This window comes from Frigoribacterium sp. PvP054, assembly GCF_040547465.1.
GTDB lineage: Bacteria > Actinomycetota > Actinomycetes > Actinomycetales > Microbacteriaceae > Frigoribacterium.
Genome location: NZ_JBEPPU010000003.1, coordinates 93,073 through 105,075, shown reverse-complemented (window position 1 = coordinate 105,075; position 12,003 = coordinate 93,073). Strand labels below are relative to the sequence as shown.

Sequence of the window (12,003 nt, the reverse complement as noted above, 5' to 3'; positions counted from 1 at the left end):
GGCGACTGGTGGGCGGCCCACGACGTCGGCCACCCGGGCCGGGCCCGAGAGGCGGAGTGCGGCGTCGCGGCTCCGTTGCCGAGAAAGTAGCAGTTAACCGCTTAGCTTGTAAAGCGCTTAACCGGAGTCGTCGGGAACGGTGGCGGCCGGGGCGACCCATGCCGCGCCTCCTCGTCAGGGCGGTCGGGCGCGGTGTCCGTGCCGCCTCGCCGGGGCGGGTCCGGGCGGTCGGGCGCGGTGGCCGCACCGCACTAGCCTGAGCGGCAGGGAAGGGAGGGCGCCGTGGCGACCATGCGAGAGGTGGCCGCGCGGGCCGGGGTGTCGATCGCGACGGTGTCGTTCGTCGTCAACGGTTCGAGGAGCGTCTCGCCCACCACCCACCGGCGGGTCACCGACGCGATGGCCGAGCTGGGCTACACGAACAACGTCGTCGCCCGGGCCCTCGCCAGCAAGCGCACCCGCATCGTCGCGTTGCTCTTCCCCGCCCTCGAGGAGCGCCTCGGCGGCATCGCCCTGCGGATGTTCATGAGCGCCGCCACCCGGGCCTCCGAGCTGGGCTACCACCTCGTGCTCTGGCCGAGCGGCGAGACCGACCAGGACGTCCGCGACCTCGTCTCGGGGCGCCTCGTCGACGGCGTGCTCGTGATGGAGGTGCAGCTGCACGACAGCCGCGTCGAGGCCCTGCTCGAGCTCGGCCTGCCCTTCGTGGCGATGGGACGCACCTCGCAGAACGACCGCGTGCCCTTCGTCGACATGGACTTCGAGGAGGCGGTGGAACAGGCGCTCGACCACCTCGAGTCCCTGGGACACCGGAGCGTCGGCCTCGTGCTCGAGGACTTCTCGTCGAGCCCGATCGTCGGGTACGGCCCGGCGGCCCGCACCGAGGAGGCCTTCCGACGCTCGACGGCACGGCGGGGCCTGCGGTCGACGCTGGTCACGTGCGGGCCCTCGGCCGCCGGTGGACGCCGGGCCGCACACGACCTGGTGGCGGAGCTGCCCGACGTCACCGGCGTGCTGATCATGAAGGACGACGCCACCGGCGGCCTGCTCAGCGGACTGGCCGCGACCGGACGCCGCGTGCCGGACGACGTGTCGGTCGTCTCGCTGGCCTCGTCGACCGCGAACGGAGCCGCGACCGAACCCACCCTCACGACTCTCGACGCCCCGGGGGTCGAGATGGGGCGGCTCGCGGTCGAGTCGCTCGTCGCCCGGCTGGATGCCGGGGCGGGTGCGGGGGGCGCGGGCGGTGCGGCGGGCGCCGGGGGTGCGGCGGGTGCGGCGGGTGCGGCGGGCGCCGGGGGTGCGGCGGGCGCGGCGGGCGCCGGGGGTGCAGCGGGCGCGGCAGCGGGCGCCGGGGGTGCGGCGGGCGCGGCGGGTGCGGCGGGTGCGGGCGACGGCGAGCTGACGCAGGTGCTGCTGCCGTGCGTGCTGCACGTGGCGGGGTCGAGCGGGCCGGCGCCCGGGGTGGGCGCGCGCGGGCAGCGGGACGGCTGACGCGTGCGGTGGCCCGGCCGTGCCCGGCCAGGACGCCCACCGCGCCAGGAGATGGGCACGACGCCAGGAGATGGGCACGACGCCAGGACTAGACCTGGCGCTGTGTCCATCCCGTGGTGCGGTGCGTGGGGCTGGTGCTTCGCCGCCACGAAGTGAACATCCCGCCACCCTTTTGCGTGGCGGGATGTTCACTTCGTGGCGGGCTGGCGGGCTGGCGGGCTGGCGGGGACGGGGCGTCGTACGGTGGGGACATGGCGACGAGGCAGGCCGGGTACCGGCGCGCGGGGTGGCGCGTGTACCGCCGCGAGGTGGGCGAGTTCGTCGGACCCGGGCGCCGTGTCGTGGTGGCGCTCGTCGCGCTGACGGCGGGCTGGCTCGGCGCGGTCGGGGCCGACGCGCTCTTCCGGGCACGAGACGACTTCCGCTGGGACGGAGCCACGCGCGTGGTCGGCGACCTCGGGTTCGGCTGCGTGGTCGTCGGGGCCGCCTTCGTCGTGATCTTCGCGGTGTGGTGGCGGAGGGACCGTCGCCACCTGCCCCCGGTCCCGTGGCGCGACGACCGGCTCGTCGTCGACCACACGCAGCCCGGGGCGCCCGAGCTGAGCGCGCAGCTGGCACCGCGCCTCCTGGCCTCGGCGGCGAAGCAGCGCTTCGACGCGGTCGGCTCGCTCACCATGCTGCTCGCCTCGTTCGGGGCGGCGATCGTCGGGGCCCTGATCCTGGTGGGCGTGACGGTCGTCTCGGAGGTCCCCGCCCTGTCGTTCGCCGGGTTGCTCATCGGCTCCTTGTCGCTGCCCGCGATGTCGGTGCGGTCGTTCGACGTCCTGGGGCGGGCGGCGGCGGCAGCCGACCTGGCCTCGCAGCACCCGGCGGTGGCCGCCCGCTGACGCGACCCCGACCGCTGACGCGACCCCGCCCGCTGACGCGACCCCGACCGCTGACGCGACCCCGCCACGAAGTAAACATCCCGCCACGCAAAAGGGTGGCGGGATGTTTACTTCGTGGCGGGCTGGCGGGCTGGCGAGCTGGCGGGCAGGCAGGCAGGCGGGCTGGCGGGCAGGCTGGCGGGACCGCAGGAGGCGCGGGGCGCGTCCGACCCGCACCGCGCCTCCCGGGGTCAGCGAGATCCGGGCTACCGCGTCGCGGCCGGCGCCAGGTGCTCGGCGAAGAAGGCCTCGATTCGCCCCCACGCGTCGGCCGCGTCGACCGGGCTCGGCCCGGCGCCCATCACGCGGAGCAGCGGCCTGAGCGGGGCCGGGCCCGGCAGGGTCTCGTCGAGGAACGAGTGGCCGGCTTCCGGGTACTCCTTGACGTCGTGCGGCACGCGGGCCCGCTCGAGCCCGGCCTCCAGCCGTGCCGCGGCGCCCTTGAGCGACCTGTCCCGTCCGCCGAAGCTGGCGACGATCGGGCACGCGTCGACCAGGACGGCGTCGAGTTCCTTCGGCAGCTGGCCGTAGTTCACCGACGACGCCGCGAACCCGCGGGACGCCGTCATCAGCGCGAAGCCGCCACCCATGCAGAACCCGATCACGCCCGTGCCGCCGGTGACGTCGGCCCGGCCCGCGACGAAGCGGCGGGCGGACTCGATGTCGTCGAACGCCCTACCCGACCCCGACGTCAGCGCCCGGAACGTCGCGACGAGACACTTCCTGGCACCACCCGCCGTGAAGAGGTCGGGCATGAGCACGACGTACCCGGCCGACGCCAGCCGGACGACCTGCGTCCGCATCTCGTCGGTCAGCCCGAACGCCTCGTGCACCATGACGACGGCGGGCCACGGTCCGGCCCCGTCGGGCACGGCCTGGAACCCCGTCAGCCCGCGGGTCGCGGTCGGGATCTCGGTGGGGATGACGACGTGGGTCGTCGTCACCTCGAGGGGAACGGCCATCTCGTCGACCTCCGGTGGGGAGCGGGTACGGGGCTCGGGGCACGCGACGGCGCGGCCCCGGGGTGGCTCGAAGTCAACACCCCGGTCTCGCCCGCCGCGCGACGCACGTCGGGCAGACGGGCCGCGCACTCCCCGGCCCGCCACGGACGCAGCACGACGCCACGAGATCGACACCGCGCCACGCTATGGACACCGCGCCACGCGAAAGGATGGCGCTGTGTCCACTTCGTGGCGGGATGGCGAGGTGGTGAAGAGAAGCCGGCAGTGGCGAGCGTGGCCGGCGCTCAGGGGCGCGCCGGCACGGACGCGGGGGCGAGCGCCGTCGCCACCACGGTGACGTCGTCGCTGCGGTCGCGCTCGCGGGCGAGACGCTCGACGACCTCGACGATGCGGGCGGGCTCGGGCGTCGCGGCCAGCAGCCGTTCGAGGTCGTGCAGCGCCTCGAGCTCGACGGGGAAGAGGTCGAGGACGCCGTCGCTCACGCAGACGAACACGTCGCCCTCGTCGAGCTGTGAGCGGTGCCGCTGCCAGTCGGTGCCGACTCCGATGGGCAGGTCGGCCGAGTTCAGCCGGTCGACGCCGCCCGAGGCCCGCCGGACGAACGCGAGTCCGTGCCCCGCGTCGGCCCACAGCACGCCGCCGTCGGCGTCGATGCGCGCGTGGAACGACGTCGTGAACTGCGTCTCGGTGTCGTACGCGCTCGTCGTCAACCCCACGGAGGCGCGGCGGAAGGCCTCGGACGGGTCACCGTCGTCGACGCTGCTGCGGATCACCGAGCGCACCGCGGCTGCGATCATGCCGGCGCCCACGCCCTTGCCCATGACGTCGCCGACGGTCACGGCGATGCCCGTCGAGGTCGGGTACCAGTCGAAGAAGTCGCCGCCGACCTCGCGCGCGGGGACGCAGGCACCGAACACGGCAAACGCCTCGGGCAGCGTCGAGGCGTCCGGGGGCAGCAACGACTGCTGCACCACGGCCGCCCGGGCGAGCTCGCGCTCGACGGCGTGCTGTTGGGCCCGGGCGCGCTCGAGTCGCGCCGTCGCCTGGCGGGCGAGTTCGTTGACCGACGCGGCGACCGTCGCGTAGACGACCAGGGCGAAGGCCAGTCGGACGAGCTCGCTCGGCCCCCGGCCGCCCGGGCTGAACAGGTACGGCAGGAGCAGGGTGACGCAGGTGCCCGCCAGGGGCAGCAGCACGTGGCGTCGACCCGGCCAGGAGGCGACCCAGATGACCGCGAGCAGCACGATCGGCAGGAAGACCGAGCGCTGGTCGCCGGTGCCGTAGCGCAGCAAGCCCACGGCGACGAAGTCGGCCGCGGGGACGACGAGCTCCCAGCGGCGCAGCTCGCCGTGGCGGACCATCAGGGCGGCGAACGCCAGGGCGGCGACCGCGACGGCGACCCCGAGCCACATCGTCACGGCGTCGGTGACGACGAGCCACGGCAGCACGGCGCTCAGCACGGCTGCCAGCACGACCAGCAGCGAGATGAAGGACTGCCGGAAGAGCGGCACCTTCTCGACCGGGACGCTCCGCAGGGCCCGGTTGAGCGCCCGCCCGACGGCGTCGGCACCGCCCGCGACACGCCCCATGCCGGTCCCCTCGCTCTCGGGTCGATCGTTCGACCACAGGTGTCGTCTCTTCCTTCTTCAGCACGACGCTACAGGGTGCGGCCTCGCAGGCCGAGGACCCGGGAGGCGCGGTGTGCGGACGACCGGCACCGCGCCTCCTGGGGACGAGACGTCGGGCCGCTCCGTCGCCGGGCGGTCGCGCCGGACGACCGGGCGATGGTTGGCTGGGGGCATGAGCGCCATCGACGTCCTCATCCGACTCTCGACGATCCGGGTGCTGCCCGTGGTCGTCATCGACGACGCGGCACAGGCCGTGCCGCTGGCGCACGCGCTCGTCGCGGGCGGCGTGCCGTGTGCCGAGGTGACCCTCCGCACCCCCGCCGCCGTCGACGCGATGCGGGCGATGGCCGGGGTGCCCGACTTCGTCGTCGGCTGCGGTACGGCGGTGACCGCCGACCAGGTCGAGGCGTCCGTCGAGGCCGGGGCGCGGTTCGTCGTCAGCCCGGGGTTCGACGAGTCCGTCGCCGACCGGTGCCGGGCGCTCGGGATGCCCCACGTGCCGGGCGTGGCCACGGCCACCGAGGTCATGCGGGCGCGCGCCGCGGGGTTCACGGTGCAGAAGTTCTTCCCCGCGGCCCCGCTCGGCGGTGCGGCGGCGATCGCGGCGCTCGCCGGGCCGTTCCCCGACCTGCGGTTCGTGCCGAGCGGGGGAGTGGGCCTCGCCGAGGCGGCCTCGTACCGGCTGGACGCCGTGCACTCGGTGAGCACCAGCTGGGTCACCCCACGCGACGCGATCGCCGACGGTCGCTTCGAGCTGGTCGTCGATCGGGCCCGGGCGTTCCGCGAGCAGGTGGTCGCGTGACCGGGCCCGAGCAGCCCACGGGGGCCGGCCGTCGCCCGGGGCCGGGGGACCGTGCGGGGCGCGTCGTCGACCGCGTGGTGACGGTCGGCGAGGGGCTCGCCGTCTTCCGCTCGGCGCCGGACGAACAGCTCTGGCGGGCCGACCGGGTGACCGTCGGCACGGGGGGAGCCGAGGCCAACGTCGCCATGACGCTCGCCCACCTCGGCGTGCCCGTCGTCTGGGCCGGCCGGGTCGCCGCCGACTCGCTCGCCCGCCGCGTGACGCGCGAGCTGCGGGCCGAGGGCGTGGGCGTCCGGACCGTCGTCGACCCCGATCGTCCCACCGGCCTGCTGGTCAAGGACGTCGGTGCGGACGGCCGGACCGCCGTCTCGTACCACCGCGCCGGCAGCGCGGGCAGCGCCCTGACCGTGGCGGACGTCGACGCCCTCGGCCTCGACCTCGCCCCGGGCACCCTCGTCCACGTCACCGGCATCACCGGGTCGCTCTCGACCTCCGCCGCCGACGCGGTACGGCACCTCGTCGGGCGCGCCCGCGAGTCCGGCGCGCTCGTCTCGTTCGACGTCAACCACCGGCCCCGCCTGTGGGGTGACCGGCCGGCCCACGAACCGCACCGCGCCCTGGCGGCCGCCGCCGACCTCGTCGTGGCGAGCGTCGACGAGGTGCCCTTCCTGGTCGGGACGTCGTTCGAGGTCGACCCCCGGGCACCCGGCCTCGAGCAGGCGGAGCTCGCCGCCGACGCCCTGACCGGCGCGGGCCACGAGCACGTCGTCGTCACCGCGGGGTCGGCCGGCGCCGCCGCTCGGCACGACGGCCGCCGCGCCACGGTCGCGGCGCACGAGGTGCGGGTCGTCGACACCGTCGGAGCGGGGGACGCCTTCGTCGGGGGTTACCTCGCCGGATGGTCTCGGAGGACGGACCTGGCCGCGCGGCTGCGGCTCGCCAGCCTCTCGGGTGCGGCGGCCTGCCGACACGCCGGCGACTGGGAGGGGGCGGTCGACCTCGACGGGGTCGGGGCCGACCCGCTCACGGGAGGCGACCCCGTCGATCGGTGAGGCGGCAGCGGCGGCAGCGGCAGTAGCGGCAGCCGGTGCCGGCGTCGTGACGGAGCGGTCACGCCGCCGCGGAAGACACACGCCGCCACGTCATCACGTGGCGGCGTGTGTCTTCCGTGGCGGGATCAGGCCGGCGACCCGGTCGGCCCGGCGGACTCGGCCGGCTCCGCGTGACCGGTCGCCGGCTCCGCGGACGCGGTCGGCTCGGTGGACCCGGCTGACTTGGCCGGCGCATCCGACGTGACCCGCGCCTCCTGCGCCTCCGGGGTCGACGCGACCTGCGCCTCCGGGGCTGACGTGACCCGCGCCTCCTGAGCCTGCGGGGCCGACGCGACCTGCGCCTCCGGGGCCGACGCGACCCGCGCCTCCTGGGCGTAGGCACCGAACCGGAGCACGTCGGCGCCGTACGACGCGAACAGGGCGGTCAGGTCGGTGACGCGGGCCCGGGACAACTTCTTCGTCGGTCGCGAGGTCAGCTCGCGGACCACGCCCGCGAGCTGGGAGCGGTGCGAGACGATCGCCGTGGCCGCGCCTCCGTCGGTGGCGTCGCGCTCGGTCGCGAAGACCGTCGCGTCGCGGTGCGAGTAGAAGACGCAGGTGTCGAACCAGACGCGAGCGCCGACCTCGGCCTGCACCCGGTCGGACAGCCGCTGGGCCTGCCGACGCACCTGCGAGGCGGGGGCGTCGCGGCCGAGGTGCGTCCGCACGGTGAGCACGGTGGGGGAGTCCTTCACGACCTGCAGGGCGAACGGAGGGGTCATCGTGCTCTCGTCGAACAGGCCCGCGAAGGCCGGGAACACGCTGCTCGGCGTGAGGCCGTCGAAGACGATGCCGTTCCAGCCCTTGTTCTCGATCACCATCACGCCGGTCTCGCTGAGCAGGACGTGGTCGACCTGCGCGACGAACCGCGAGGAGGCGCTGGTCGCCACCGGCACGAACACGACGTTGGTCAGCAACACGGCGTCGACCCCCAGCTGACGGCAGGCGTCGGCGATGTCGTCGCGCGAGGTGGCCTCCCACTTGAGGCCTGCCGCCACGAGGTCGCGGGCCTGCTTCGCCTCGGTGAGGGCGGCCTGGCGCTCGGCGCCCAGGGCGTCGCGCTCGCGGGCGTGCTCGGCGGCGGTCCGGGCGAGGACGTCGTCGTGGGCGGCGGCGAGGGCCTCGTGCTGCTCACGGGCGGCGCGGGCCTGCTCGTCGGCGGCGGCCTTCGCTGCGGCCACGGCACGTCGTGCCCGGGCCCGCAGCACGACGGCGACGACGATCAGCGCGACCAGCAGGACGGCGGCGACGATCCACGGGACGAGGGTCTGGTCGAACGGCATGCTCCCAGCAGAACACGGGGCGCGGGCGGTGGGGCGGTGCCTCGCCGGGCACGGCCGGGTCGGGGTCGACCGGGGTAGGGCGGGGTAGGGCTCGGCCGAGCTCGTGGTCGGGGTCGGGGTCGACCGAGCTCGGGGTCGGCATGGCTCGGGGTCGGCCGGCGTGGGAGTCGGGCGGCGTGGGAGTCGGGCGGGGGGCGGAGTCGGGCTCCGGGTCGGCCCGAGCGTCGCCGGCTCCACACCGCCACGAGATGGACACGCCGCCACCTTTTCGCGTGGCGCCGTGCCCATCTCGTGGCGGGATGGGGGCCGGGCCGGGCCGCGCCGCGCCGCGCCAGCCGGGCCGGGCCGGGCCGCGCCGCGCCAGCCGGGCCGCGCCGTGCCAGCCGGGCCGGGTCCGGCGAAGGAGGCGCGGGTCGTCAGCCCGGGACGCCGCGGCCCCGCCACGTGCCCAGCTCGGCGACCTCGCGCCAGCCGAGGCCCGCGTAGAGGCGGCGACCGTCGACGCTGGCGAAGAGGAGGCCCGTCGTCGCCCCTCGGACGGCGGCCCCGTGCTCGAGGCCGGCCATGACGCGGCTGCCCAGCCCGCGCCTCCGGAAGTCGGGTTCGGTCGCGATGCGGTCGAAGACCGCGTGGTCGCCGACGACGGCCGCCTGGCCGCGGGCGGCGACGACGCCGTCGAGCTCGACCCGCACGTGCACGACCCGGTCGTCGCCGTCCACGATCACGTCCGGAGGCAGCGGCGTCGGCGAGACCGGGGCGGTCATCATCCGTTCGGCGTGGGTCACGGCGTCGAGCCGGGCGAGTGCCCGGCGAGCGTCGTCGTCGAGGGGGCCGACGACCGACAGCCACGCGTCGGGAGCGGTCGTCGCGGCGACGAGTCGGGCGAGCTCCCCGGAGGTCGGCCGGGCCACGATCCGTTCGACCGCGCGGGTCGCCGCGGCGACGTCGACCCGCCAGGCGTCGCCGTCACGGTGACGGGCGGCTCCACGCGAGAACGACCAGCCCTCGACCCACCGGTCGACGAGGCGCGTGAGGTCGTCGGGCGTCTCGGTCACGCGTCGAGCGTAGGGCTGGTCGACGCGACGCCGCTGCTCCGGCACGACGCCAGGAAGTGGACACGACGCCACGACTAGTCCTGGTGCGGTGTCCACTTCGTGGTGTGGTGGGCGCGTCGGGTCGCGTCGTCGTACACGCCGATCAGCCGGTCGAGGAACCCCTGCAGACGGCCCGCTCGGCCTCATCCATGCCCTCGACGAGCCGTTCGATGCCGTCGATCATCGGCAGCACCTGCTCGTAGGCCCGATCGCCCGGGCCGATCGGCGTCGAGTGGTCCCGAATCGTCCTCCACGCCGTCGGGAAGGACGGTTTCGGACCACTCGATCGAACCGTCGGGACGAGGAGGCGCGGCGCCCGTGCTCGAGGAACGGCCCGGCCGCACGGAACGGCCCGGCCGTGCGGAACGGCCCGGACGCACGGAACGGGCGGGCCCGGGGAGCACGGGCGTCCAGGGACGCCCGGCCTCGCCGGACCCGCCCGTCTCTGCGGGGAGGTCGACCTGCCTAGCGAGCCGAGGCGGTCTCGCCGACGCGCGGGGCCTCGGCGTCCGCGGCCGAGTCGGTGCCCGAGCCGTCGCCGTCGCGGCCGGCGTTCCGGCGGGCACGGGCCCGGACGAACAGGCTCGACGCGTACACCAGCACGAGCGACGCGAGGATCGCGACGATCACGGCGATCTGACCGCCGGCCAGGCTGATCTGGCCGAACAGGATGCCGACGACGCCGTAGTCCGAGTCGGAGAACGTCGAGTTCGACAGCCCGATGTCACCGAGCACCGGCAGCAGGAACAGCGGCAGGAACGTGATGGCGAGACCGTTGGCGAAGGCGCCGAGCACGGCTCCGCGTCGACCGCCCGCGGCGTTGCCGATGACGCCCGAGGCCGCACCGGTCATGAAGTGCGCGACGACGCCCGGGATGATGATCGCGGTGCCGGCGAAGATCATCACCGACATGCCGACGATGCCGCCGACGAAGCTCGCGAGGAACCCGATCAGCACGGCGTTCGGCGCGAAGGTGAAGGTGATCGGCACGTCGAGCGCCGGGATCGCGTTCTTGACGAGGCGCTCGCTGATGCCCTTGAACGCGGGCACGATCTCGGCCAGCACGACGCGCACGCCGGCGAGGATCACGAAGACGCCCGCCGAGAAGGTGGCGGCCTGCATCACGACGTAGACGATGTAGTTCTGGCCGCCGCTCAGCTCGGTCTCGACGAACGAGGCCCCGGCGAACAGCGCGACGATGACGTAGATGACGGCCATCGACAGCGCCACGATCACGGTGGTGTCGCGGAGGAAGCCCAGTCCCTTGGGGAACGTGATGTCCTCCGTCGACCTCGACGGCTTGCCCTTGCCGCGGGTCAGCGTGGCGACGAGGCCGCTCAGGGCCACGCCCGCGCCACCGGTGTGGCCGAGGGCGACGTCGTTCGACCCGGTGACCTTGCGCATGAAGGGCTGCACGATCGCGGGCGACAGCGTCGTGACGAGACCCTGCAGCAGGGCGCCCCAGAGCACGACGCCCCAGACCGGGAACCCGGCGACGCCGAGGATCACGGCGATCATCGCGGCCATGTAGAAGGCGACGTGACCCGAGAGGTAGATGTACTTGAAGTGCGTCGTCGCGGCCAGCAGCACGTTGACGATGAACCCGAAGAAGAAGATCAGCGCGGCGGCCGAGCCGTAGTCGAGCAGCACCTGGCCGACGATGGCCTCGTTGTTCGGCACGACGCCCTGAACGTCGAACGCCTGCTGGAACATGGCGCCGAACGGGTCGAGCGAGGCGACCACGACGCCGGCGCCGGCGGCCAGCACCAGGAACCCGACGAGGGTGCGCACGGTGCCCTTGAGCACGTCGCTGAACGCCTTGCGCTGCAGCAGCAGGCCGACGAGCGAGATCAGCGCGACGATGATCGCGGGCTGACGGAAGACGTCCAGCAGGACGGACAGCACGCCCTCCATCAGTTGGCCCCGGCGTCGGGCACGGTGACGCCCTTGCGGATCGCGGTCTCGCGCACCTTGGTGCGCAGCTCGGCCAGGTCGATGATGCTGTCGAGCACCACGACGTCGCCGAGGCCGCCGACCGAGTCGGCCAGGTCGGCACCGACGAAGACGACGTCGGCGGCACCCGGGCCCACCGAGCCGAGGTCGGCGTGGTCGACGTCGACCCCGGTGATGCCCTGCTCTTTGAGGACCTTCTCGATGTTCATGTGGACCATGAAGCTCGAACCGAGGCCCGAGCTGCAGACGGCGAGGAATTTCATGCGTTCTGTCCGATCTTGGTGAGGACCGCCAGGGTGTCGGCGGGGGTGGTGGAGGCGAGCAGCTCGGCGCGGAGCGTCTCGTCGGAGAGCAGGGTGGCGAGGGCCATCATCGTGTCGAGGTGGCTCTGCGGGTCGGTCGCCGCGAGGCAGAAGAAGAGGTCGATGGGGTGTGCGGGATCGTCGGCCAGCAGCACGGTCTCGCCGACCCGCAGGCTCGAGAGCCCGGTGCGCACGACGCCGTTCTCGGGCCGGCTGTGGGCGAGCGCGATGCCGAAGCCGAGGTCGATGTAGGTGCCGCCCGCGGCGATGGAGTCGGTCATGGCCGCGACGTAGTGGTCGCTGATCGCGCCGCTGTCGAGCAGCGGGCGCGCGACGCGTTCGACGGCGTCGCGCCAGCCGTCGACGCGGTCGGCGAAGAGGGTGGTCTCGGGGGTGAGGAGGTCGGTCAGCACTGTCGTTCCTGGTGGGTCGGAGACCTCGGCGTCGGGACGGGCGTCGGTCGGGGTC

11 protein-coding genes are annotated in these 12,003 nt (G+C 74.6%); 4 read left to right on the top strand and 7 right to left on the bottom strand.

Annotated features, from left to right (window positions below):
* Positions 1 to 291: 291 nt before the first annotated feature.
* Entirely contained in the window at positions 292 to 1,494 is a 1,203-nt protein-coding gene (locus tag ABID81_RS06075; protein WP_354594094.1) for a LacI family DNA-binding transcriptional regulator, read from the top strand.
* A 251-nt stretch (positions 1,495 to 1,745) separates the two neighbouring features.
* On the top strand, positions 1,746 to 2,381 hold the full coding sequence (locus ABID81_RS06070; protein WP_354593922.1) for a hypothetical protein: 636 nt from the start codon (positions 1,746 to 1,748) through the stop codon (positions 2,379 to 2,381).
* A 245-nt stretch (positions 2,382 to 2,626) separates the two neighbouring features.
* On the opposite strand, the gene ABID81_RS06065 is transcribed toward ABID81_RS06070, so the two are convergent.
* Entirely contained in the window at positions 2,627 to 3,382 is a 756-nt protein-coding gene (locus ABID81_RS06065) for a dienelactone hydrolase family protein (protein WP_354593921.1), read from the bottom strand.
* A 284-nt stretch (positions 3,383 to 3,666) separates the two neighbouring features.
* Positions 3,667 to 4,971, bottom strand: coding sequence for a PP2C family protein-serine/threonine phosphatase (locus tag ABID81_RS06060; RefSeq protein ID WP_354593920.1), 1,305 nt, complete (start codon positions 4,969 to 4,971; stop codon positions 3,667 to 3,669).
* 211 nt (positions 4,972 to 5,182) lie between these two features.
* Here ABID81_RS06060 and ABID81_RS06055 point away from each other — a divergent pair, with 211 nt between their 5' ends.
* Both ABID81_RS06055 and ABID81_RS06050 read left to right on the top strand, forming a co-directional pair.
* Complete coding sequence (locus ABID81_RS06055) at positions 5,183 to 5,812, top strand: bifunctional 4-hydroxy-2-oxoglutarate aldolase/2-dehydro-3-deoxy-phosphogluconate aldolase (protein ID WP_354593919.1); 630 nt, start codon at positions 5,183 to 5,185, stop codon at positions 5,810 to 5,812.
* A complete protein-coding gene (locus ABID81_RS06050) occupies positions 5,809 to 6,864 on the top strand; it encodes a sugar kinase (protein ID WP_354593918.1) in 1,056 nt (351 codons plus the stop codon). The genes ABID81_RS06055 and ABID81_RS06050 overlap by 4 nt, the downstream gene beginning before the upstream one ends.
* A 125-nt stretch (positions 6,865 to 6,989) precedes the next feature.
* Here the strand turns inward: ABID81_RS06050 and ABID81_RS06045 are convergent, their stop codons facing one another.
* From ABID81_RS06045 to ABID81_RS06025, 5 genes are all read right to left on the bottom strand, one after another.
* On the bottom strand, positions 6,990 to 8,186 hold the full coding sequence (locus ABID81_RS06045) for a nuclease-related domain-containing protein (protein ID WP_354593917.1): 1,197 nt from the start codon (positions 8,184 to 8,186) through the stop codon (positions 6,990 to 6,992).
* A gap of 416 nt (positions 8,187 to 8,602) precedes the next feature.
* Positions 8,603 to 9,241, bottom strand: a complete 639-nt coding sequence (locus ABID81_RS06040) for a GNAT family N-acetyltransferase (RefSeq protein WP_354593916.1) — start codon at positions 9,239 to 9,241, stop codon at positions 8,603 to 8,605.
* 504 nt (positions 9,242 to 9,745) lie between these two features.
* Positions 9,746 to 11,185, bottom strand: a complete 1,440-nt coding sequence (ulaA, locus tag ABID81_RS06035; RefSeq protein WP_354593915.1) for a PTS ascorbate transporter subunit IIC — start codon at positions 11,183 to 11,185, stop codon at positions 9,746 to 9,748.
* Positions 11,186 to 11,193: 8 nt separating this feature from the next.
* Positions 11,194 to 11,496: a PTS sugar transporter subunit IIB gene (locus ABID81_RS06030; RefSeq protein WP_354593914.1), complete on the bottom strand. Its 303-nt coding sequence runs from the start codon at positions 11,494 to 11,496 to the stop codon at positions 11,194 to 11,196.
* A complete protein-coding gene (locus ABID81_RS06025; RefSeq protein ID WP_354593913.1) occupies positions 11,493 to 11,948 on the bottom strand; it encodes a PTS sugar transporter subunit IIA in 456 nt (151 codons plus the stop codon). The genes ABID81_RS06030 and ABID81_RS06025 overlap by 4 nt, the downstream gene beginning before the upstream one ends.
* Between the last annotated feature and the right edge of the window lie 55 nt (positions 11,949 to 12,003).